We start from the raw sequence: 23914 nt of genomic DNA on the forward strand, positions 1-23914 counted from the left end.
CTTTCTTCCGGTTAATTTTGTTAACCTATAAATTATTTAACTTTTATTACTACGGTCTCTGTAGTCTTCTTTATCTTCCCCTTAGAGGCCACAGTCACCTTAAATTTATAGGTACCCTTAGGCGTACCCTTATTGAACTTAACTGAGATTTTTCTTCCCTTAATCTTTACCTTGGCTACATTTCTATTCTTCCTGGAAGTAACATCCTTTACGGTAATCTTGCCTTCAGAGTTCTCAACCTTGATACTTACGGTCTGAGCTTTTTTCTTCAGCATTTTATAGGAAACCTTGCCGGTGTTATATAAAATCCAGGCCTGATCATTTTTCTTAGTACCTGCACTCTTCCACTGGCCATTTGCTGTGTTTTCGAATCCCGCAGCACTACCTGCAGGTGTATCAGAGTCAACTCTGGGACCATTACCTGAGCCCTGGTCACTTCCACCGGAACCGTCCTCGCTGCTGTTTCCTGAACCACTTCCTCCGGAACCGCCATCGCTGCCGTTCCCTGAACCACTTCCGCCGGATTCGCCTTCGCCGCCGTTTCCTGAACCGCCACCATCTCCTGGTCTCCAGTCTATTGCATGTCCGTCATACAGAGAATTTGTGGCCTCTGCCTTGATAAAATTGGTACCTGTTTCATCAATATAGATAGTATCTTCTAAATACTTTTCTGTTCCGTAGTTAAACCAGGTAGTATTAAAGCTCACTGCAAAAACATATTTTTCAGCAGGATCAAGTCCATATACTATCGTATTGGTATATGGATAACTGATAGGAAATCCTTCACTTCTATGGTAGGATGCCATCCTTTCGGCTGCTCTATAACTATTCCTGACATCATTCTGAGAATAATTTTTCGGCAGCTTTGCATATCCAACCCAGGTGCACCTTTTATCCATCAGTCTGGCAAAATGTTTACTTAATTCGCTTTGACCATAGTATCCTGAGATAGCACTTGTCCAGTCTACATGCGCTTTTGCTCCCTCACGTCTGACAGCGCCATCATACATACTTGCCTTTGTAATCTTGGTTTTTAATTCACTTTCAACCTCGTCAGCAGTTTTTCCTCCTTCTGTAAGAACGTGAGTCTTGAAAGGATAAATCTTTGAGCAGGTTGTATTGGTAGATTTATAGCTGCATCTCATCATGACCACATAACTTGTAGCAGGCTTAAGATTGGTAAATGTAAAGCTCTTGCTCTTAGGATCAACTTCATATTGTTTTGCATCTGCCCTTACTGCAGCTTCCCTTACATTAGGGCCATAATTGTACTGAGGTCCGTTTATCTTATTGTCTTCATAGCGGTCATAGTGTGCTTCTTCAACACAGGAAAGATAAATCTTTTTCTCTTTTCCTACAGGATTTATCTTCATCGACTTAATTTCCTGCTTCGACCAATCAATTGTGATTGAATTTTTTCCTGAAACAGTCTCAAATTTCAGCGATGGGTTAAAGCCCTCAATATCATCAAGATATCTGTTCCCTGCTGCCTGGTCCTCTCTTGTATCATAGCTTGTACCCGGTGCCACATAGTTATATACATTAGAGTCATCCTCTCCTGTAGGTTTAATTCCCGACAGTACAACATATTCAAATCGATAGTCCGACCTCTTTATCTCGTCGTTATACCCGAAAAGCGGAACCCCTGCTACAAAGGTGTAGGAATGTCCGGGAGTCAAGCCCCTTAGCATATACTTTGTTTGTCCCTGCGGTACATAATAGAACTTTTTACCGGACATCTCCTTTGCTTTTTTTAGCGCCTCTTCTGTTCCATCCTGCTCATCAGCATAGCCGATATAAAGATGTCCTACAGTATATGAATGCTCATCTGCTTTATATTCTTCTATAAGCTTATCAAAAGCAGGTTTGAGATCCAGAGTCGCGGTTGAACCCGTAGTTCCAAGCAGCTCTGCTGTTTTGGTGCGGCTCTTTGTTGTCATCGCATCATCAAGCTGAAAATTATGATACGTAGTGGCAGTTTCACCACCTTTTGTAGAAGTCATCTCATATGAAATCGAAATGAAATAGTCAGTACCGGGTTTAAGCTTTTTGATCGTATATTGCCGCGCACTGGTTTTTATTGATGTACCTGCGCCATTTCTGACTTTATTTATATCACACGGTACCTTTGCATACTTAAGTACAAACTTAGTGAATTTACAATTCTTGTAACCTTCAGCCTTTTTATGTGCTATCAGATCTTCTGCCGCCATACTCCAGTCTATTGTCAAAGTAGTGTCCGTAGCATCTATCACATGCATACGATTATTGTATTCCGCCTTTGCATTAAGTGGACCGGACATTGCAAAAACACTAACCGCCGCTGCGGCGCACAGTATTATTCTTTTAAAAAAATGCTTCATAAATAACTTATTTCCTAAAACTTTTTACTTTACTTTGATTTTTATAGTCTCTGTAGTCTTCTTGATATTTCCGCTTGCAGCCACAGTTACCATAAATTTGTAGGTCCCCTTAGGTGTTCCCTTCTTGAACTTAACTGTGATGTTTCTTCCCTTGATCTTTATCTTCGCAATATTCTTATTCTTCCTGGAAGAAATATCCTTAACAGTGATTTTGCCTTCAGAATTCTCGACCTTGATTTTTACGGTCTTGGAATTTTTCTTCAGCTTCTTATAGGAAATCTTGCCGGTTCCGCATGATATTAAGGCCTGATCACCGGCACCCTTCATCTGACTATCAGCGGTATTTCCTGCAGCGTTGCTGCTGTTGTTGCTGTTCTCAGCAGGAGTCTCGGTATCTACTCTCGGACCGTTACCACCTTCTTGGCTGCTCTCTCCGCTATTTGCTGAACCACCTTCATCGCTGCTTCCTGAGCCGCCTTCATCACTGCTTCCTGAGCCGCCCTCATCGCTGCTTCCTGAGCCACCTTCGTCGCTGCTTCCTGAGCCGCCTTCATCGCTGCTTCCTGAGCCGCCCTCATCGCTGCTTCCTGAGCCACCTTCGTCGCTGCTTCCTGAGCCGCCCTCATCACTACTTCCTGAGCCACCCTCATCACCTGGGCGCCAGTCGATCGGATGTCCATCATACTGAGAGTTTGTCGCCTTTGCCTTCAGGAAATTGGTTCCTGTCTCATCTATAAACAGAACATCATCAAAATTATTCTCCCATCCAAGATCATACCAACTGGTATAGAACTTAACGGCAAAAACATATTTTGCAGACGGATCAAGTCTATGAACTACCGTATTTGTATATGGATAATTAGCAGCCAGTGAAAAATGATCCCAATAATCGGCCTGATTCAATGCTTCTCGATAGCTATTCATAACATCATTCTGTGTATAGCTTTCAGGGAGCTTTGCATACCCTATCCAGCAGCATTTATTGGTCTTTAGCTGTGCAAAATATGGCCTTAGTGCATCCTGTCCATAAAATTCATGAAGAGCATTCGTCCAGTCAAGGTGTGCCAGTGAACCATCACGTCTGACTTTGCCATCATACAAATATGCATCCTTTTTATTCTTATTTACCTGCTTTTCGACATCATCATATGTCAATCCGCCCTCAGTTAATACGCGGCTCGCATAAGGATATATCTTTTTGCAGGTGGTGTTACCATCTTTATAACTGCATCTCATCATTACCACGTAACTTGAAGCAGGATCCAAACCTGTGAAGGTATAACTGGTTTCTTTAGGATCTACACCAATCTCCTTAGCATCTACCAGCTTTCCGGCCTTTCTTATATTGGGACCATAGTTGTCAACCGGTCCGTTCTCTAAGTTATCAGCGTAACGATCATATTGCTCTTCCTTTACACAGGCGAGATATATCTTTTTCTCTTTTCCTACCGGCTTAATCTTGAGTGATTTGTATTTTTGCTTCGACCAATCGATAGTAATTGAATCCTTACCTGCTTCAGTTGTAAATACAACATTGATCTTAATGGGATCATTTACATTTTTGAACCATCTGCCTTCAGCAGCCTGATCTGTTCTGCTGTCATAGCTGGTCTGCGGAGGTACATAATTGTAGATGTCAGAATCATCTACTTCTGCAGTCTTAACATCAGTTAATGTTATATATTCAAATATAGCTTTATCTTTTTCAAAATCATCAAAACCGGCAGCAGCCACAACAGTATATGTATGACCGGGCGTAAGCCCCCTCATCGTATATACTTTCTGTTCCTGCGCCAGCGGATAATACTGCTTACCTGCTATTTCCTTCGCCTTCTTTAATGCAGCCTCCATGCCCATCTCCTGATCCGCATAGCCGACATATAAATCGTCGAAAGAAGGATTAAGCCCCTCTGCCTTATATGCTTCTCTGATCTCCTCAACTGCATCTCCAAAATTAACTGTTGCTGTTGTTCCGGTAACTCCTACAAGCTTCGCCGTTTTTGAATGACCGTTAGTCGTTACCGCAGAGTTAAGCTGAAAATTGTGCCCCCCTGATACCGGGCTTCCGTTTTTAGTGCATGTATAATCGTATGAAACAGATATAAAATAATCTGTTCCCGGCTTAAGATTCTTAATAGTACACTGCCTTGCAGATGTTTTTAATGCCTTACCTCCACCGTTTATCACCTTATTCATATCACAAGGACTCTTAGCATATTGGAGTGTTAGCTTCGTGAATTTGACATTCTTATACCCTTCTGCCTTAAATTCAGCCAGACAATCCTGGGCAGCCATACTCCAATCAATAGTCAGCGTCGTATCCGTCGCATCGATAACGTGCATTGTTTGGTTATAATCTGCCTTTGCATTAAGTGGATTTAAAAAGATACACATCGAAAATACAGTCATTACAGAAAGTAACAACCTTTGACAAACCTGTCTCATATTGATTCCCCAAATAGACCCTTTCCCCTGAAAACAAAACTATAGTTACAGTCCCCTCAAATATGAGTATTTTACATTTTTTCAATAAATATGTAAATAATTATGCCCCCGCTTTTGTGCGATAATCACAATCACCGCCATTATTTACAAAATAAATCCATTTTGTTTGCAGCATTGACCAGACTCAAGCCTTACCTACTCATAACGATCATCTCGCCGTTTTTATAATTCACCTTGTGAGTCCCATTCCTTCTCCCGGGGCCTTTGTCATTCTCCTTGAATCCATGCTTCTCAAGAACAGGAATAAGTGTATGCATGAAAATTCCATGAGTAACTACAACGCAGTCCTCACCGTTTTCAATGATCCTTCTAACGAACTTTTCAGCCCTCTTTGCGGTTTCCCTTTTTGTCTCCTTCTGCCTTTTACTACCGGTAAGCCATTGCAATCGTCCCATAACATACCAGAAAAACAAAGGGAGTCTTTTATCGGTATCAAATGCAGAGCGCAAAGGAACCTCATTTATGAGCTTCGATCTTACAAGCTTCACATCCCCAAATAACTGTCTTGCTGTCTCCTCACTCCTTCTAAGCGTGCTCACATAAATAAGTCGGGTACTGTTTCCCTGTACCACAACGAATTTCTCAGCTAATGGTGCCGTATCATATGCACGGCACTCCGCATCAAACTCCGCGGAAGTACATAAGTTTTTCCACTTGTGAGCCACAGTTCCGTGCCGCATGATCGCAATTCTCATAGTCTTATCCCCGCAATCTTAGTGTGATAATTGTGTGATGATACTAATGATAATATCAAATCATAGAAAACAACAACAACCTTTCCCAAAGGAGGTACCTGATTATGAAGAAGAATACAATCACAACAGCAATAGCATTTGCAGTAGCATTCATCACATTCGCAGCATCTTCAATGACAGCTTCCGCTTCTTACATTCCCATGGAGGATGCAAGAACAATCGCAACAGGAAACGCATGCGTTAAGCAGGAAGAAGTCGTTTTTACAAGTGAAGAAACTGAAGTAATCAACGGAATTGCTCAGTATGACCTTACATTCCGTAAGGGTAATCAGGAATATGAATATGTTCTCAATGCAAATACCGGAGAAGTTCTCCTTGCTAACATCACTGTGATTGAATAATTCCCCCGGAAAAAAATAAACTCGCTACAAAAACATATTTTTAGATAATTTCATAATCAGGGAACCTAACTATTTAATAAACGCAAGAGAGACTGTCACACAGACAGTCTCTTCTTGCGTTTATGTATAAAAATTTATTCTATTACTCTGTCACCCTTTTTCGGATCAGGCTTATCAAATCCGTTCGTTTATTTCTTTCCAACATTCAGCATAGTGCTGAGTGTCATAGCAAACTGTAAGAGCGGCTGTGTCTGGACAATGATGTGTCCGGGGCCTGTAACTACTGTGTTAAAGAGTCCCTCTCCTCCAAAGAGTACATTGCCTATTCCTTTTATCATAACAACGTCGATAGATACAGTGTCATCACACATTACAAGGTAACCTGTATCGATTGTCATTTTCTCACCTGCAGCAAGATCATACTCAATAGCTCCGCCATCAATCTCAATGAGCGCTTTTCCTGTACCGGAGAGCTTGTTCATTATAAAGCCCTCTCCACCGAAGAAGCCTGAGCCTATCTTCTTCTGGAAAAAGATGTCAAGATTTACACCTTCGTCCATAGCAAGGAATGATCCCTTCTGAACAACAATTGATCTTCCTGTAATATCAATCTCACGAATCTCGCCGGGAGAATGAGCTCCGATAGCAATCATGCCGGGAGTGTCAGCAACATAGCGGTTCATGAAAAGTGTCTCACCTGAAAATGCGCGTCCGAGCATTTTTCCGATACCACCACCGGTATTTGTCTCCATTCTGATGCCACCATTCATCCATGCCATAGCACCGGTTTCACACATGATTGCCTGCCCGGCATCCAATGTGCAAATCGCTACAGGAAAATTCCCACCTTTTATCTCGCAATTCATCCAGTAACCTCCTTTTTAATACAAAAATTACCAACTATAACATAAACTGTCTCACAAATGATTATACTATATTACGTTACTATTAGTCACTTAAATTAGTTTATCAGGAGGATATTTATCACCTATCAGCCAAAAGCGAAATAACACCATCATAATCAAAGGAATCAGAAGCTGCCTTTACCTTTTTCCAAAGTTCAGCCTCATTTTCAGGAATAGCATACGAAGACATTTCCTCAAAAGCTGTTTCTAAAGCATCACAATCCATATCCACCGCAGCTTCTTTTATCTGCTTGTATGCCTCAGCCATGAGCCAGTCTTCGGCAACAGTTCTATCTTCTTCATCACTTTCCTTCTCAAATACAGCAGCGACAAGTTCTTTAATAGCGCCATATTCTTCCATGAACTCATTGTGGTGCGCATGGATATATTCATAGTCCTCAGCCTTACCCGCATCCTCGAGGCGCTGGGCAGCTTCGCCGAAGTCCATGGCTCCGATAATCCTTGCTGAGCTCTTTAGTGCATGAACCTTTATAGTGTAATTTTTGTAGTCTTCTCCGGAATAATATCCATTTATCTCTTCTGCCTTAGAATCAGCCGAGTCATAGAAAACCTTAAGAAGCGGCAGATAAGCATCAGCCGTGCCACTGTTTTTAATTCCCTGCTTTATATCTATCTTATTCTGTCCTGAAAGTGGTCTTAATTCTTCAGGGAGACCAGAATCTTCATCAGGTGTTTTCACGGTATCCGAATCATCAACGCGAGCCATTTCAACAAGGTCATCCGGAAGATATTTCATAAGCATATTCTCCAGGCGATCCGGGTCGATTGGCTTTGTAAGATAATCATCAAAGCCTGCCGAAATGTATGTCTCCCTGGCTCCTGAAATAGCATTGGCCGTAAGGCATACCGTAGGAGTATTCAGATTAGGATTATCCTTTTCCTGCTTCATCTCCTGCAGCGTCATGATTCCGTCCTTCTCAGGCATCATATGATCAAGGAAAATCATGTCATACTTCTTATCCCTCATAAGGAGCAGGGCTTCATCTCCGCTGTTTGCAGTATCTGTCATCACCAGCGTCTGCTTAACAAGATTACCAAATACCATCAGATTCATAGGATTATCATCAACCACAAGAATCTTCGCACGCGGTGCAGTAAACTTTTCCTTATAGCCTTCTGTCTTGCTAAGATACATCCTATAGGAATTCTCGTAATCACCAAGTACCTCATCCCCAACAACTTTCTGCTTTAAAATAAAGCTGAAGGTTGAGCCCTCACCGTAAACACTATTCACTACAAGCGCAGATCCCATCATCTCAAGAAGATTCTGCGTAATATTCATTCCAAGTCCGGTACCTTCAATATTGCGGTTTCTCTTTTCCTCAATTCTCTCAAACTCTGAGAAAAGCTTATTCTTATCCTCTTCCTTTATGCCTATACCGGTGTCCTTAACTGACACTTTAAGGAGCACCATATCAGGCTCCTCTTTTATTCTTTCAAAATCCATACTGAAGGTAATGCTGCCCTTTTCCGTATACTTCACGGCATTTGTCAGTATGTTGGTGATTACCTGCTTAACTCTCACAGAATCACCATATAGCTGTTTGGGAATTTCATGATTAAAATCAAGCACAAGCTTTAATCCCTTATCATCAGCCCTTGTATGGATCATATTCACAAGGTCATTGATAACCGATGAAAGGTCATAGTCCACAGGAATTATCTCCAGTTTTCCTGCTTCTATCTTAGAAAAATCAAGAATATCATTGATAATACTAAGCAGCGTATTACCCGCTGTTTTAACATTTTCGGAATATGTGTGGATTTCAGGATCTGATGATTCCCTGAGAATCATTTCGTTCATTCCAAGTACGGCATTAATTGGTGTGCGTATCTCATGGGACATATTTGCAAGGAAACTACTCTTTGCATTGTTAGCGGCATCCGCCTCCTTTATCTGCTCAGTAAGGGATGTTGCCATGGACTGAAGTGCCCTGGATAAAACTCCAAGCTCATCTTCTCTGTCGATTTCAAGCTTCCTGCTAAAGTCTCCCTGTCTATAGCACTCCGCAACCTCAGTGATATGTCTCATCGGCTTCGTGATCGATCTTATATGCACAGAGCACAGAATACCTATCACTATCAGGGTTATACATAGCACCACAAGAAATGTTAGTAGCGTATTCTTTGCCTGTTCTTTCTGCTGCCCTTCATACCATTCCTTGGTAAAGTCAACGGCGACTACTCCGACAATATTCCCATCCGAATCATGGACAGGACTATAGGCACTGTAAAATGTTCCCCATCTATCTGTATAAGGCTTATCATCAACTGCACTAATTCCCTTACTGGCTTTTATCAAAGCATCTGTTGTCACAACTTTATCCCCAAATTCTCCCGGGCTCTCTAAGGAAGGATCAATTGTGATAATAAAGCTTCCATCCTCTTCCTCGCGGATTGCATAGACAGAATCAGCCTCTATATTGTCGCGGAATATGGCAAGCGCATTGTATACTCTCCTGTAACCGGGATTAAGCTCACTACTTTCATTAAGCCTCTTATACGTATCCCCGTCTACTGAACCCGCGGCACAGTTTGCGATATCCAGCATTCTTTGCCTGGCAGATAGCTTAATTGCATTATTTGCCTCAATCATAGAAACAGCACAAAAAGAGCCGGTTGAAAGAAGTATCGCCAGCAACACGATCATCCATATTCTAAAAGCCAGACTTTTCCTGCCATTTATCATGTGTTACACCTCAAATTTTTTTGAGCTTTGTATCAAGATATGCCAAAAGATCTTCTCTCGTGGTGGATTTCAATATATATCCATCAGGCTTTAACTCCATTACTCTTGATACCCCTTCCCTTGTTTGTACACCTGTGAGAAAAACTACAGGTATATCCGCAGTAGCCGGTTCCTGCCGCAGCATCTGCAAAACCTGTGGTCCATCGACCACCGGCATTTCATAATCAAGCAGAATCAGGTTCACACCCTGCTCACGGGGCACCTTCAGTAGAAAACTTATAGCCTGCATTCCGGCTGTAACTATATCCACCTTGTAGTAATCCTTTATCCAGCCGCGGACCATCTTAGCGTAATCCGGGTCATCATCAACTATAAGTATCCTGTTACCATTAGCAGGTCTTGGTTTGTTTAAAAGGGCCGTTTCTATTGCCTTCTCAAGCTCTCCCATATCAACGGGACGATATGCCCAGACGAACTTGCTCACCCCTGTGTACACCTGTCCAAGATCATTCCAGAGCTCTTTCTCCCCGACAAATATCATGCTCTTTCCTTTTTCCTGCATAAAATTACAGATTCTCACAAGCTCGTTTAGTTCTATTGTGTCATCCGCAATCTTTGTCGGAAGATTGAAAATGAAGATATCCGTCTTCTCCATCTTCTCTTCTATCTCGGCGAAATTCCCAACCAGCGATTCCACCTTATTCCCCATTGAGACCAGATTTTTCTCGATACCCCTTGCAACGATACTTGGTTGAAACATAAGCATCACAATTTTTAGCCTGTTCGTTCCCATATTGCCCTCCTATCTTCAATCTTCATCAAGAATAGACAAAACGCCCTCATAATCAAGCTGACTTACTTTCTCGGCGATTTTATTAAACTTCTCTGATTCCTTTTTGGGAATCGCATATCCTTCTATTTCCTTAAGAACTTCTTCCATTGCATCTACATCCATCGACTCCGCTGCATCATGAAGTCCTTCATACAGGCTTTCCATCAAAAAATCGTCAGCTACAGGTCTATCATCTTTCGCCGCACTTTCGGCTTCATCCTTCTCAAATACCTTTGAAAGAGCCGACTTATATCCTTTGTACTCTTCGATAAATACGGAGTGATTTTCCCTGATATACTCTATATTTTCAGCCTTACCTGCATCCTCAAGACGCTGCGCTTTTTCTGATGTTCCAAGCGCTCCTATCAGCTTGCATGAACTCTTAAGAGCGTGAACTTTTATTGTGTAATTCTTAAAATCTTCATCCCTGTAGTATGTTTCGAGTTCTTCTGCTTTTCTCTCAATTGAATCATAGAATATTTCCAACGCGGCTTTGAAAGCATCCTCGGAACCACTATTCTTAATTGCGGCGTCTCCGTCTATGCATTCAATCGATTTATACCAGACAGGCTCATTTTCATATTCCGGCATTCCTGCGCCATCCGCGGATACTTCCGTCTTAATACTTTCTTCCTTACTTGCTTCTGTATCACGGATGATCTCATTATCTGCTGTTACCTGATCATCATCCCCATCATCAATAAGTTCTTTATCAACAATATATGTTGAAAGATTGTAGGACTTATTGGACTTTATGAAATACAAAATACCAAAGGTTCCCGGACCGCAATTGGAAGTAATAGCCGCCGAAGCCTGCTGGAATATTACATGCTCAAAAAAGGCGACCTTACTTATCTCTTCCCTTATCCATAAAAGCGTATCCATGGGCACATCCGCATAAGTAATAAATACGATTTCAGGATCAGGTGCAACATCAGCAGGAAAAGCCTTTGCTATATACTTTTTATAAGCCCTTTTGGTCTTTCCCAGCCATACGCCACCGATTCTTGATCTGTTATTTTTAATCTCCAGACAAGGGTGCATGTTAAGGTTTCTTGCAAGCTTGTCGACTCTGCTACTGATAAGCCCTCTTCTTGCCATATACTCTGTATTGTCAATTATGAAGCTGCACATAAGCCTCTTTTTTACCGTCTCTAATTCCTTAACAAGCTCCTCCACGGAAACATTCATCTGTGCAAGCTTAATTGCAATAAGCACAAGAATTCCTGTGGCAGAGGACAAACACTCGGAATCAATTACAGTAACATTATCAAAGGACCTTGCTGCCTCCGTTGCTGTCTTATAGTCCGTACTCATACTGCTCGTAATTGCTATGTGAATGACATGATGAGCATGTTTAAGCTGCTGTGAAAAGAAATCCCTGTACACTGTTTCATCAGGCGGCGCAGATTCAGCTCTTTTTCCTGATCTTATATATCTTATAAGTTCATCAGCCCCCATCTGATCTCCATCCTTGAATATTCCTTCCTCTGTGTTTACAAGGAATGGAAGGATCGGGATAAACTTATTAGTCATATAATTCGGAAGATCGCACATGCTCGTACTTGTAACGAGAATCGGCATCTTTCCTGAATATCCGGCAGAAGTACTGATATCCTCACGGGCACTTGTCATCTTATTGTTGTTCACAATAAGCTTCTCACTGGAAATATATCTCATCAGTGCATTTTCCAGCGCTTCTCCGGATATCGGTTTTATAAGATAACCTTCAAAGCCTGCCCTGTTATATATATCCCTGTTTTCCGATCCTGCATTTGCGGTGAGCACGACAACAGGCGTGGCGCGGCTTAACCCTCCAACCTGATTACGGATTTTTTCAAAGCACTCTATTCCATCCATTTCAGGCATAAGATGATCCATAAAAATGACGTCATAATGCTCCTTAAGGCACAGTTCCAGCGCTTCTTTTCCGCTCGTTGCCTTATGGATAGTCATTTCAGTTTCCGCAAGGAGCTTGCTTTCAACCTCGAGATTCATCTCATTATCATCAACGATAAGTATTTTTGCTTCAGGTGCGCGGAAACTGCACTCGTAGCTCTTTCTGTTAACAAAACTCTGATTATGGATATTCAGATCACCTATCTGCGTCTCATCAGCAATTCCCTGAAGAATCTGAACCGTAAAGGTGGAGCCTGCACCATAGACACTGTTTACTGTAACAGTGCCTCCCATAAGCTCTATAAGCTGCTTAACGATAGAAAGTCCAAGTCCCGTTCCCTCAATATGACGGTTCTTTTCTTCATCCACTCTCTTAAAAGCATCAAAAAGATAAGGCAGCGCCTCCTTCTTTATACCCATACCGGTATCGGTTACAAAGATGGACAACTCTACTGTCGTTTCATCTTTTTTTTCACTCTCAACATGCAGCTCAACAGAGCCCTCACTCGTGTATTTTACTGCGTTATTTAATAGGTTTACTATAATCTGCTTTATGCGCACCTCATCACCGTAAAGGATTGAAGGCACCTCGGGATCTATGCTGACATTCAGCTTTAACCCCTTATCGTGAGCGCGAATCCAGACCATATTCACTATCTCTGAAAGCATATCGCCCACTTTGTAATTCACAGGAACTATATCCATACTTCCTGCTTCCATTTTTGAAAAGTCCAAAATATCATTTATCAGGGCAAGCAGCATCTTACCTGAGCCCTGTATTCCGGACGCATCCTTTACTATCTCATCTGTCGCATCCTGATCGCGAAGTATAAGCTCATTGAGTCCCAAAATAGAGTTTATGGGCGTACGGATCTCATGGCTCATGCTGGAAAAGAACCTGTTCTGGGCTCTTGTGAGTTCCTCAGCCTTTTTAGCAGCTGCTCTCGCTCTCTCATTTTCTCCCATAAACAGGTAGTTCTGCAGCCACGTCATGGCAAAGCAGACAAAGCCGACAAGAATGATTCCAATATATGAATCTATAAAAAATGCTCTCCTAGTATGTCCGTAAACAAGTTCGGGCATAAAATACTCAATTACATAACATCCAAGAGACACAGCGACGATCAGCACAAATATCACTTTTCGCCATGTACCTGTCATTACAAGGCCGGCATATGTAAACACGAAGATGATCCATAAAACGCCGCCACCTTCAATTCCGCCTCCAAAAAAGTACAGTGCCGGAATTATGATAAACACAAGACCTATGACAGTTATCCTTGTTGCCAGTTTTATTTTCTCCTTGCGGAGGCATATTATCATCAGCGCAGGTACAAAAATGAGAACCCCCACAATAACAGCAATCTCTATAGGACTGTCTTTTGTTATAATATCCCCCAAAAGCGCGATAAAAACCGCTATCTCTGATACTATCGTCAGCGCGAGGTACATCCTCTCATTAAATTCGCGCTCAGGGTCCATAATGGCATTAATAATACTTCGAAATATTCCGCTTTTCCTCATGCTGTCTGCCCTCCCTTACCTGAACCCTTATGGGTAAGTTCTCTGAGCATAACGCGCTCGAAGTCAGCAATACTTATAGGCTTTGCAATAAACCCGTCAAAGCCCTCTTTTATAAACATCTCTCTTGCACCGGAAACAGCATTTGCTGTCAGTGCTATCACGATTATGTTTTTGTTCCGTTCTGCTGCATCAGCCTTGATTATCTTCATGGCTTCAACACCATCCATCTCCGGCATCATATGATCCATAAACACAACGTCATAATCATTGTTTCTGAATTTATTTATAGCATCCTTTCCACTGTCAGCCGTATCTGTCTGTATCTCATAGTCATTAAAAAGACTTCTTACAACCACCAGATTCATAGGCTCATCATCCACTACAAGCGCCCTGATATCCTTAAATACCGGACGTACATCCTGCTCTGTAGCTTCAAAGCTTGCCATATTGCGCCCCTCATTCAACACCCTGATTACAGGATATGAATAAAGCGGCTTTGGCATAACCAATACCCTGCTGCCTGAATTTGGCTTAAATTCGGTACCGGCTGAAACTGCAATAACAATGTCTGATTTGCTCATCTCATCAAAGTATTCAGGATTTTTCTCATACTCCTCCTGTCCCATGAATATTACCGATACGTTCAGTTTCTCCTTAAGACGCTCAATCTCATCAACCGTCTCTGCTGAAAACAACGGAGCCTTTATCCCTGTTGCAAGATTTGTCGCCATGGAACGATAGAATTCACGTACCTTCGGAACCTTGTATTTATCAGACCTGACATGGAAAAGAATATCTCCGCTAAAATCCTTTGAGAGAATAAGACAAGGTGTCGGATCCAGAACCTTTTGAGGAATAGTAACCTTTACTGTGGTGCCGCTTCGCTTCTCACTCTCAATCTTTACAAATCCGCCCATTCTGTGTGCAAATCCATAAACGATAAATAACCCCAGACCTATTCCGCCTGAGCTGCGATTTCTCTTTTTATTAACCTGATACATACCTTCAGCGACGGATGCGAGACTTTTCATATCCATTCCGATACCGGTATCCGTCATTTCAATGCACAGATTGATCCCATACGCGGTGTTCTCCGAAAACAGTCTTACATAAATTCCGCCCTGCTTTGTGAATTTAACGGCATTCTCAAGAAGATGGCGAAAAATCTTGTGAAGCTTTTTCACGTCACCACGCATCTTAGTGGGAACATTCGGGTCCATATCTACAATAAGCTCCAAATTTCTCTCATTGTCCAAGGCCCTGAATCCGGTTACCACATCATTTATAAGGGATGTGCTCATATAGTCATCCTCTTCCAGAATGACTTTATTTCGCTTACACTCAGTGTAGTCCTGAATATCCTCAATCTGATAGGCCAGACGGTCTCCAGCACTTTTTATGGAAAAGGCCTCATCCCCAAGATGCTTTTTTATCTGTATCTGCGACATTCCAAGTACCACATTTACAGGAGTCCTGAGCTCATGGGAAATATTGGATAAAAAGTCCTCCATGTCCGCGTCAACCGCTTCAATTCTCTCGTCCTTTTCCATTTCGGACTGGAGTCTTTCAGCGCGGTCATGAATAGCCTTAACACAGCAAAAATAAACCATAGCTACGATGACAATATATAGAATTATTCTGGAAATATTGATGATATCGAATTCAACTACCTCTCCTGCTTTTGCAAGATAAATCTGAATTCCCATAAGAATGATATACTCAGCCAATAACATGTTCATCATGTAAACCGTATCCAAAAAAGAATACACCGTCATAACAAACACGATCACTATTGCAATATCATAATAAGAAGTTTCATGGATACCATGATAGAAAACAAGAAGCATAGCATAAACCAGGTATGCCACCTTCCTGACTTTATATTCAGGATTACTGGTTATATGCATAAACCAAAGAGATACCATACCGATAAGCATAAGCGGCGGCACCCAGAATTCCCACTTAACAAGGAAGTTCTCTATAGTTAAGCCTATACAGGCTAAAGATACAAGAAAAATGATAAATCTCTCATTATTTGTCCGGTTCATCATATCCCTCATTTATCTAAAGGACACAGCAAGTAACATGCGACGGCTCTCTGCGTACTTCTCTATACAAACCTTTCGCATACCATCCCCGGAAAACTTTTTTACATTTATCTCCCTAATATAAGCTGTCTCATCATTTCTATATGACAGTAAAATGTCATTACTAATTTCTGTTTATAAGAAAATGCACAGCCTGACATATTTTATTATACATGATATTTTTACGGCAAATAATAAAGTTTTTATCAATATTTTATTTAATTATACATAAATTAAAATCAGGCACATAAAATGCCTGATTTCTCTTTCATTCCTAAAACACTAATTTCATCTGTCCATCAATCCAGCTCTTTTGCTCTGCCTCATGAATCTCATCCTCAGGTCTGACATTGCCGATAAGAAGCGGTGACTTTGGATCATGGTTTGCATGATTAGCCATTACTGTCTTCTCATCATAATTTGCATAGCAATACCTGCACATATGGAGACAGGTGTTGTACATCCCAATATCTCCGCCAAGATAGCATGCGCAGGAGGATCTGGCACCTTTGTTTTTCGGAAAGACCATAGTGTTGTGAATAGCCTTTTCATAAATAGGCTGAGTCATACAACCGCTGCAGTCTGCTCCAAATCGCTCCAGCTCCGTGCCTTCACTGCAGGGGCGCAGCACCATTCCATGCTCCCTCGCAATCTTTGCCATATGCTCTCCAAGGTAGAGCCTGTCAGCTCTCTCAACCGCCTTCGCCTCCGGAAAATTCTTTTTTACCTTCTGATACAGATCAATAAAACTGATGACTGCAGTCTCAGTATATCCGTCCAGGGCCCTGGCAATCTTTTCGAACTGCTCGAGATGATAGTCCCTTGTGTACTTCTCATCAAGGAAAATCGGATCATATCTCCATCCCATGGAATCCACGCCGGCAAATTCAGAAAGCCTCTTAAATGTAGTGGCTACCTCCATGGAATCCGGAACCCTTGGCTCAATGTCCCTTCCATAACCCGTGATCGTCACGTAGAAGTATTTTCCATAAGGCTTAAGAAGCTCCAAATGCTCCAGCATAGGCTTTGGATTCTTCGAGCAAAAACATATCAGATCCACCACTGCAGGATTTAAATCATATTTAGTTATGTAGGTCATATTATATGGATTTCTAACGTAGACATAGCCCTCTTTTAGCCTGTTCGCAAACCATTCGGAATAAAAAGCAGGTATGTCTGTCCTGGATCCTGATTGAATTATCATATTATCCTTTTCTTTACAGTTTCTTCTCCATCAGATCAAATCGGCCTTTTCGCCAATCGGCATAGCCTCTGGCTTCATATCCGTTATGACGATACAGTCTCTGGGCAAATGGATTCTGCGTAAAAGTATCCAATCTCATTGACTCATATCCCATATCCTTTACCTGATCTTCTATATGCAAAAGAACAGCTTTTCCGACTCCCTTATTCTGCACCTTTGGAGATACGCAGAACCTGTGCAGAATATATGCTGAATCATCCGCAAATTCCCATTTGGCATTTTTATACTGATCATCACATTCGCCGCTTATCACATAAAAAGCCACAAGCTTATCTTCATCATACACTGTAAAAAGATTATTATTGTCTATATCCTCTTTAAAATCTTCTCTTGTCGGATATATCTCATCCCACTGATAAATATCATGCTTTTCCATCTCTACTATTGCATCTTTTATCAGCGTACAAATTCCGTCCAAATCCTTATGTGTTCCAAGTCTGTAATTCATGTCTCAAACCTCAAGCCTTTCATTTTTTCAAGTTCTACTGTTACAAACTGTATTATCCAAGAACTCCTTTTTTAGAATTCTGTATAACCGGAATTTCAGATTCATCTTTATCATCTATATGCTTGCCACTGTATTTTCTTGTCTCCTCTGCAATAGTTCCCGTAAGGAGCAAAACAGCGACAACATTAGGAATTGCCATAAGTCCGTTTAAAAGGTCAGCAATATTCCAGATCAGATTAAGTTCAACAAGAGATCCTGCAAGGATTCCCAATATCCAAAGAATCTTGTATATAAGAATAACCTTTTCTCCAAACAGATAAACCGCGCAGCGCTCCCCATAGTAGTACCAACCAAGGATTGTTGAAAAAGCAAATGTCACAAGTCCTATCACAAGTACAGGCCCACCGATAACCGGAATCATGGAAAATGCCATCGAAGTAAGTTCCGATCCGTTTCCGCTCATGCCATCTATGGAAGGATGCTTGATTATGCTGGAAACCAGAACCATACCTGTCATCAGACAAACCACAACTGTATCCCAAAAGGTTCCTGTCATGGAAACAAGAGCCTGTCTCTTGGGATTCCTTGTCTGTGCCGCAGAAGCCACTAAAGGTGCTGATCCCATACCGGATTCATTTGAAAAAAGTCCTCTCGCAAAACCGTACCTGCAAGCCGCAGTTATTGTACTTCCGATAAATCCGCCGCCTGCTGCCCTCGTGGAAAATGCGGCAGTAACTATTGTGACAACAGTCTCTCCGAGAACATCAGCGTTCATCACAAGAATAGCAAGGCATCCCAGCACATAAAACGCAGCCATAAATGGCACCAGCTTCTCAGATACACTGGTTATGGACTTAATTCCGCCGATGATAACAAGGCCAACCACTATGCAGAGTACAGCAGCAACAACGTAGGTGATCACCCTACCTGAAGCCTCATCAGTCGCAAAGTTCTGCCTCACGTTAGCCACAACTGCATTAGCCTGAACCGAGCAACCAATTCCAAAGGCGCAGACCGATGCAAGTATTGCAAAAACAATTCCAAGCCACTTTTTATTAAGTCCTCTGTCAAGGGCATACATGGCACCGCCCAGCATTGAACCGTCTTCACTCTTTACCCTGTATTTAACAGCGATCAATGTCTCAGCATACTTAGTTGCGATTCCAAATATACCTGTCAGCCACATCCACAGGACCGCTCCCGGTCCTCCAAGCGCAATAGCAGTTCCTACGCCGATAATATTACCTGTTCCGATTGTTGAAGAAAGAGCTGTTGTAAGAGCACCAAACTGGGATACATCTCCCTCTACATCCGGATCCTTTGTAACTGACAGCTTTATAGCCTTAAAGATTTCCTTCTGAATAAATCCCGTCTTAAAGGTCATAAAAAGATGAGTACCAAACAGCAGTATAATAAGCGGCCATCCCCATAAAAAGCTGTCGATACTCTCAATAATTGACGAAAAACTCACTTTCATTTCTCCCTGCATTTCATATTTGTGTTTACACACTCTGATTATTTTATCACCTTTGGCATTATATTTATCCCCTTATTTTTTATCTCAAATCTTTTATTGTATACATTCGCTTACCCAAATTTTTATTTGCATACCTTCATTTACACTGGTCTTTTATTTGCTTCCATTCACTTTTTAACCTGTCCATATTCCATGCCGCATTGGCCGGGCTGGTTGAAGGAAGACAAATTGCATCTCGCCCTAAAAGCTTCTTAGTATATTTCTCATAGTACTTGTACGCCGTTTTTCCATTCACATAGATATTTCTGATATTTGCTGTATTCAAGATAATACTTAGATCATTTGGAACAACATTCTTTATACTGGCATCTGATGATCCCGTTATGTCACAGGATTTGATCACATCCCACACCGCAATATTATGTCGCAGCAAGAAAGCTCTTTTATCTTCTATTGTTTCTGGTACATCATCCTCAAATATCGAAGCTAATAATTTCCAAAAGCGGTTCTGTGGATGTCCATAGAAAAAACATGCCTCCCTCGATTTCACTGAAGGGAAGCTTCCCAAAATCAATAATTTTGAATTTTCATCATAAACCGGTGCTATAGGATGTATTATCATTACTTTTCACCTTATCCATTTACCTGCGAGTTTGTTTTACTTATTGCATTTTACATCTGATAGCTTTATTATAGGTGGTATAAAAAATATATCAAGTATTCAACCTTTACATATATCAAATGAGGAAAACATACCATGGAAAAAACAAGTAAAAAAGAACCCTTATGTGAAAATATAGCAGGAAAAGACTGTGGTCTGAAAAAAGTCATCGACATTGTCGGCGGCAAATGGAAGATCATGATACTGTGTGTAATCGATTACCAGGAAGTAGTCCGCTATGGAGAGCTCACCAGAGCCATTCATGGCATCACAAACACCATGCTTGCCAATTCATTAAAGGAACTTGAAGCCGACGGACTCGTTGAAAGAAAACAATATGATGAGATGCCCGTAAGAGTTGAATACAGACTTACAGACAAGGCCAAAGATCTTATTCCCATCCTTCTGGAACTAAAGAAATGGGGCGAAGAGAACCTCTGATTGTCTTTATTTGCTGTATAACAGAAATGAATCCTATTAAGAAAACTATGCTCATAATGCATGGTTCCCAAATGGGAGCGTATAATAGGTATATCACTTTTAAAGAGCGATAGTCATGATTTACGTGAAGATAATATTATGGATTAAGGCAGCCCGATTATCCTCTACAGTTAACAGGAAAGGAGTAGAATAATGAAAAACATGATAAAAGTATTGGCAATTGTTATGAGTTTCATGATTTTTGCCGAGGGACCTGTGATTACTGTGCAGGCGAGATCTGACGCAGAGTTTATGAACAATGCGGTAATCTCCTCCAGAGTGATAAAAGATGTTATGCCCGTAGCCAGTGGAGTAGGCGATGTACTGATCGATGGCGAGCCTACAGGTCTGACAGCTGTCGTAGACAATGCAGAGACATACGAACCCTCAGCGATAAAGTTTGCCACCAGCCAGGCAGAACAGGCTGTAGCTGTTGTTAAGATAATCCTTCCTACAAAAATACCTCAGGAAAAAAAGCTGACAGTATCCCTATGGTCACCACAGATCAAGGACAACAGTAACCTTAAAATGTACTGTTACTACAACGACTCGTGGAATGCACTTCCTTTCAATAAACGCTCTGAGCATTTGGATCTTGATATGACGGGAATTTCAGGCAACGTTCTTTTGATTACAAAGTGCCCTTCCTTCCGCTATATACACAACCCGGCAGAGAACAAAAAGGTTCTGGCTGATGCCATAGTAAATCCTGATGCCGTCTATGGTTTTTCTCCAAACCCTGAGTCCACAAGACTTAAGGAATATGTAAATGCCCTGGATTGGACTGATCCTGTAGCAGTAGCTAATGCAAAAAAGGCCAGGGAAGATTATCATAAGAAGAACGAAGAGAATTACCGGCTTATCGAAAGCCTTTTGGCTCAAGGAAAAGATGTTGAAACTATAGCCCGTTCAGTCAGCAAACACCGCAATGAAATAAGACTTGAGAGCCACAAAAACGACCCTGAAGGTCTGGCTCTTTTAAAGAAAAGCAACCTTGAAACCTACGGAAATGAGGAAGGACCTACAGCAGATTCACTATACGAAAAATACGGATCCTGGCAAACTGTAATTGAAAAGGCACTCTCTTCAAATGCAGGAATGGATGCATGCCTTGGATTATATGATGAATACTATGATATTCATGAGATGAACCAGTAAAGCCTACCGTAAAAAAACAGGCTATTTTTGAAATAAAAACTAAAACAATATCCTAAGTAAAAATTTATTGTGCAAAGAAAATGATTTAGACCCACCGCTAAATACAGCGGTGGGTCTAACCTTCTCTTTTATAACTATTCTACTGAAACTCATTCAACTGTCCATATATCCTATCAGGAACTTCCTCAATAAACCACAGCATCATATCAGCTGGATAGTATCTATGTCCGGAAACATCAATAGGCTCTGGCAGATTGTACTGTACGTTAATAAGATTATCCTTCATTTTGCAAATCTCGGCTTTTCTTAAATAATCCTCAAAATCAAATTCCTTTGAATCATGCAAAAGCTTCATTATTTCTTCTGCATTCTGAGTATTTTGGTATAGCCACCTATCTATCCTGAAAGATTCCGGATAATATGCCTCTTTAAACTCATCATAGCCCATAGGCGGAATCATTTTCTTCTGCAATGCTCGCCAGATAAGCAGATCGTTCCAATAATCAGTTAAACAATGAACGACTATTCCCAACAAAAAGCTTCTTTTTATTTGATCCGTTTCATTCACAACATACTTGTTCCAGAACGCTTTTATGTTCACTATCCAATTGTCATAATCCTGTGTATCCCCCCAAGGGCCACAGTTTTCAAACAGATGAGAATGAATCTTCTTCGGCAGATAATCCTCCGAAAAATGCACTGAATCCGGAGCAACAGACCCCAGTATAAATTCTTCTTTCCCCTCATCTATTCCTAACTTCTCTATAAGTTTGTGAGCAATCACCATATGCGTCATCTGACCTGCCATATCTGCTTAACTCCTCCTGCTTTCTCTCTGTACAGCTTTTGTGGCACTCATCACCTTCTAATGTAAAAAGTAGTTACATTCTGATCATCACTACCCTTAGAAAGATACCCTGTCTCGATTACTGCTGATGCTGCCTCTTCAAGCATGCTCCACATTGAAACTATACTTCCAATCTCGCGGGCTTCGCTATACCCCTTTGGCACCTGATTTTCAAGGAGATCAGCTGCACCATCACGGATACCTGCTGCAAGCTCTGCCATGTCATTTATTTCCAGCGCCAGTTTATCCATTATTTCTTTATAACATCTTTCGGATATCTCTACAAAATTAGGGCAAATCATTCCTTCCTCGATGTGCACGATTTTGTCGCTGATCATATCGGACAAAGTCTCTAACTCTGTAGTTTCACTCAGACGCTTTTCGCATGCAAGAAATACCTCCCGCGCGCCTCTCTCAAAAGGATTAATCACCTTGCTGGATAAGGCTTTGTAATTAATTGCGCGCAAGTATCCCTTCTCCAAGCTATACATACCATACATACCATTCATAGCCACCGGGTATTCTCCACGGCATCCCATTACATACCCTTTATATCCATTAGCCTGAAGCGGAAATGAAAGATGTGTCTTCATCTTTTCTTCAGATTTTTGAACTGCCTCCCACAAGATAAGTATCAAAATAAACCATCCCCTGACATTCTCGTCATCGAGATAACAACTATAATCTGTGCCATTAAGAAAACTCTTTCCTTTTTCAACCGCTGCCTTAACAGATTCAATGTTATTTGCAATTGATTCTCCTGCTCTTCTGCGGATTTCACATACATAATCCTTATCAAAAATAACTATTCCGCTATGATATTTCTTACCCTTCTTGATTAAGAGCTTAAAGGCTTCCAGCTTCTCTACCTCTTCTTCAAGATACGGAACAGCAACCCCAACATCCATACTAAGCTCTTCCATAGTCTTTGGGTTGTCCCAAATCGACAACATTATGCTTCCGGGAAGCTTTCTTTCAAACAGTTCCCAGTATCCGTTAGAACAATCTCCAAAATAATTTATTAAAAACTTTTCAGGTGCGTAGCTATATACACCATATTCTCTCTGAGTGTCCATGCCTTTTTTTACCTTCTTTCTGCCTTCGAACAGATATTGCTTAACATTTTGCACGGAAATCTTCAGGTTCTGTGAAATCTTCTCACAGCTTTCACCATGAATATAATGCCTGACCATTATCTCTCGATATGTATTGCTTAAAAGTGCCAATTCTCTTCGCATTAGATTCATGTTTTCTTTGCAAATAAGCTCTTCTTCAGCGGTTATTTGAAATGTTCCAACATATTTATCAGGCATCTCTACGATTTCATATTTCATAGATCTACGCCAATAATTCTTGCATAAGTTATCTGCAACTGCCCAAATATATCCCATGACCGCCTTATCATTTTTTATCCTTTCATACGAACCAAGCAGTTCATAGATTATATCCGATGACACATCCTCCGCATCTGCTGCATTTCCGAGCCTGCGCACGCAATACAGGTATATTTTCTTCATGTTTGCGAGCACAATTTGCTCCATCTGTTCTTTAGTCATTTAATTGATTCCTCACTGTTTTTGAAAGCTTTCACATATATAGTAGCAATATTTATTCATCGGTTAGGAAAAAAAGAAAATTTTTTCTTTATATCACAAAAT

The 23914-nt window shown here is 41.2% G+C and carries 17 protein-coding genes; 3 read left to right on the forward strand and 14 right to left on the reverse strand.

All coding sequences use genetic code 11. The annotated features are described in order from the left end of the window. Positions 1 to 32: 32 nt before the first annotated feature. From G586_RS26425 to G586_RS0119245, 3 genes are all read right to left on the reverse strand, one after another. A complete protein-coding gene (locus G586_RS26425) occupies positions 33 to 2363 on the reverse strand; it encodes a fibronectin type III domain-containing protein (protein ID WP_026529013.1) in 2331 nt (776 codons plus the stop codon). 24 nt (positions 2364 to 2387) lie between these two features. Further along, positions 2388 to 4808, reverse strand: a complete 2421-nt coding sequence (locus G586_RS27125; protein WP_242832065.1) for a hypothetical protein — start codon at positions 4806 to 4808, stop codon at positions 2388 to 2390. 191 nt (positions 4809 to 4999) lie between these two features. Continuing rightward, a complete protein-coding gene (locus tag G586_RS0119245) occupies positions 5000 to 5563 on the reverse strand; it encodes a histidine phosphatase family protein (RefSeq protein ID WP_026529015.1) in 564 nt (187 codons plus the stop codon). 104 nt (positions 5564 to 5667) lie between these two features. On the opposite strand from G586_RS0119245, the gene G586_RS0119250 reads away from it, so the two are divergent. Next, positions 5668 to 5964 (forward strand): PepSY domain-containing protein, encoded by a 297-nt coding sequence (locus G586_RS0119250; RefSeq protein ID WP_026529016.1) that lies wholly within the window; start codon positions 5668 to 5670, stop codon positions 5962 to 5964. A gap of 188 nt (positions 5965 to 6152) precedes the next feature. Here the strand turns inward: G586_RS0119250 and G586_RS0119255 are convergent, their stop codons facing one another. The 9 genes from G586_RS0119255 to G586_RS0119295 form a co-directional block, all read right to left on the reverse strand. Beyond that, positions 6153 to 6830 carry a TIGR00266 family protein gene (locus G586_RS0119255; protein WP_026529017.1) on the reverse strand — a complete coding sequence of 226 codons (678 nt, stop codon included), beginning with the start codon at positions 6828 to 6830 and terminating at the stop codon, positions 6153 to 6155. A gap of 118 nt (positions 6831 to 6948) precedes the next feature. Next, positions 6949 to 9579 carry a response regulator gene (locus G586_RS24005; protein ID WP_051204945.1) on the reverse strand — a complete coding sequence of 877 codons (2631 nt, stop codon included), beginning with the start codon at positions 9577 to 9579 and terminating at the stop codon, positions 6949 to 6951. A 10-nt stretch (positions 9580 to 9589) separates the two neighbouring features. Next, a complete protein-coding gene (locus G586_RS25370; protein ID WP_051204946.1) occupies positions 9590 to 10372 on the reverse strand; it encodes a response regulator in 783 nt (260 codons plus the stop codon). A 15-nt stretch (positions 10373 to 10387) separates the two neighbouring features. Then, positions 10388 to 13834 (reverse strand): DegV family protein, encoded by a 3447-nt coding sequence (locus G586_RS24015; RefSeq protein WP_051204947.1) that lies wholly within the window; start codon positions 13832 to 13834, stop codon positions 10388 to 10390. Continuing rightward, a complete protein-coding gene (locus G586_RS0119275; RefSeq protein WP_026529018.1) occupies positions 13831 to 15882 on the reverse strand; it encodes a response regulator in 2052 nt (683 codons plus the stop codon). The genes G586_RS24015 and G586_RS0119275 overlap by 4 nt, the downstream gene beginning before the upstream one ends. Before the next feature lie 313 nt (positions 15883 to 16195). Beyond that, positions 16196 to 17125 carry a DUF1848 domain-containing protein gene (locus G586_RS0119280; RefSeq protein WP_026529019.1) on the reverse strand — a complete coding sequence of 310 codons (930 nt, stop codon included), beginning with the start codon at positions 17123 to 17125 and terminating at the stop codon, positions 16196 to 16198. A gap of 13 nt (positions 17126 to 17138) precedes the next feature. After that, positions 17139 to 17633: a GNAT family N-acetyltransferase gene (locus G586_RS0119285; RefSeq protein WP_026529020.1), complete on the reverse strand. Its 495-nt coding sequence runs from the start codon at positions 17631 to 17633 to the stop codon at positions 17139 to 17141. A gap of 52 nt (positions 17634 to 17685) precedes the next feature. Further along, positions 17686 to 19110 carry an alanine/glycine:cation symporter family protein gene (locus G586_RS0119290; protein WP_026529021.1) on the reverse strand — a complete coding sequence of 475 codons (1425 nt, stop codon included), beginning with the start codon at positions 19108 to 19110 and terminating at the stop codon, positions 17686 to 17688. Positions 19111 to 19246: 136 nt separating this feature from the next. Further along, positions 19247 to 19732 (reverse strand): DNA-deoxyinosine glycosylase, encoded by a 486-nt coding sequence (locus G586_RS0119295; RefSeq protein ID WP_026529022.1) that lies wholly within the window; start codon positions 19730 to 19732, stop codon positions 19247 to 19249. 135 nt (positions 19733 to 19867) lie between these two features. Here G586_RS0119295 and G586_RS0119300 point away from each other — a divergent pair, with 135 nt between their 5' ends. Together G586_RS0119300 and G586_RS25855 are read left to right on the forward strand one after the other, a co-directional pair. Further along, positions 19868 to 20212 carry a winged helix-turn-helix transcriptional regulator gene (locus G586_RS0119300; protein ID WP_026529023.1) on the forward strand — a complete coding sequence of 115 codons (345 nt, stop codon included), beginning with the start codon at positions 19868 to 19870 and terminating at the stop codon, positions 20210 to 20212. A 192-nt stretch (positions 20213 to 20404) separates the two neighbouring features. After that, entirely contained in the window at positions 20405 to 21409 is a 1005-nt protein-coding gene (locus tag G586_RS25855) for a hypothetical protein (protein WP_081674479.1), read from the forward strand. Positions 21410 to 21548: 139 nt separating this feature from the next. On the opposite strand, the gene G586_RS0119310 is transcribed toward G586_RS25855, so the two are convergent. Then, positions 21549 to 22217 (reverse strand): zinc dependent phospholipase C family protein, encoded by a 669-nt coding sequence (locus tag G586_RS0119310; RefSeq protein WP_026529024.1) that lies wholly within the window; start codon positions 22215 to 22217, stop codon positions 21549 to 21551. 50 nt (positions 22218 to 22267) lie between these two features. After that, the gene (locus G586_RS0119315) at positions 22268 to 23812 is read right to left on the reverse strand and encodes an RNA polymerase sigma factor (RefSeq protein ID WP_026529025.1); all 1545 of its coding nucleotides are present in this window, start codon (positions 23810 to 23812) and stop codon (positions 22268 to 22270) included. Positions 23813 to 23914 lie beyond the last annotated feature (102 nt).

Origin of the sequence: Butyrivibrio sp. VCD2006, assembly GCF_000423925.1 — a bacterium.
Lineage (GTDB): Bacteria > Bacillota > Clostridia > Lachnospirales > Lachnospiraceae > Butyrivibrio.

Excerpts from the sequence above, each read along its gene's own strand:
- G586_RS0119290 (WP_026529021.1), bottom strand. The coding sequence starts at position 19,110 with ATGAAAGTGAGTTTTTCGTCAATTATTGAGAGTATCGACAGCTTTTTA.
- G586_RS0119285 (WP_026529020.1), bottom strand. The coding sequence starts at position 17,633 with ATGAATTACAGACTTGGAACACATAAGGATTTGGACGGAATTTGTACG.
- G586_RS0119315 (WP_026529025.1), bottom strand. The coding sequence starts at position 23,812 with ATGACTAAAGAACAGATGGAGCAAATTGTGCTCGCAAACATGAAGAAA.
- G586_RS0119245 (WP_026529015.1), bottom strand. The coding sequence starts at position 5,563 with ATGAGAATTGCGATCATGCGGCACGGAACTGTGGCTCACAAGTGGAAA.
- G586_RS26425 (WP_026529013.1), bottom strand. The coding sequence starts at position 2,363 with ATGAAGCATTTTTTTAAAAGAATAATACTGTGCGCCGCAGCGGCGGTT.
- G586_RS24015 (WP_051204947.1), bottom strand. The coding sequence starts at position 13,834 with ATGAGGAAAAGCGGAATATTTCGAAGTATTATTAATGCCATTATGGAC.
- G586_RS25370 (WP_051204946.1), bottom strand. The coding sequence starts at position 10,372 with ATGGGAACGAACAGGCTAAAAATTGTGATGCTTATGTTTCAACCAAGT.
- G586_RS0119300 (WP_026529023.1), top strand. The coding sequence starts at position 19,868 with ATGGAAAAAACAAGTAAAAAAGAACCCTTATGTGAAAATATAGCAGGA.
- G586_RS0119255 (WP_026529017.1), bottom strand. The coding sequence starts at position 6,830 with ATGAATTGCGAGATAAAAGGTGGGAATTTTCCTGTAGCGATTTGCACA.
- G586_RS0119275 (WP_026529018.1), bottom strand. The coding sequence starts at position 15,882 with ATGAACCGGACAAATAATGAGAGATTTATCATTTTTCTTGTATCTTTA.
- G586_RS0119310 (WP_026529024.1), bottom strand. The coding sequence starts at position 22,217 with ATGGCAGGTCAGATGACGCATATGGTGATTGCTCACAAACTTATAGAG.
- G586_RS24005 (WP_051204945.1), bottom strand. The coding sequence starts at position 9,579 with ATGATAAATGGCAGGAAAAGTCTGGCTTTTAGAATATGGATGATCGTG.
- G586_RS0119280 (WP_026529019.1), bottom strand. The coding sequence starts at position 17,125 with ATGATAATTCAATCAGGATCCAGGACAGACATACCTGCTTTTTATTCC.
- G586_RS0119250 (WP_026529016.1), top strand. The coding sequence starts at position 5,668 with ATGAAGAAGAATACAATCACAACAGCAATAGCATTTGCAGTAGCATTC.
- G586_RS0119295 (WP_026529022.1), bottom strand. The coding sequence starts at position 19,732 with ATGATAATACATCCTATAGCACCGGTTTATGATGAAAATTCAAAATTA.
- G586_RS27125 (WP_242832065.1), bottom strand. The coding sequence starts at position 4,808 with ATGAGACAGGTTTGTCAAAGGTTGTTACTTTCTGTAATGACTGTATTT.
- G586_RS25855 (WP_081674479.1), top strand. The coding sequence starts at position 20,405 with ATGAAAAACATGATAAAAGTATTGGCAATTGTTATGAGTTTCATGATT.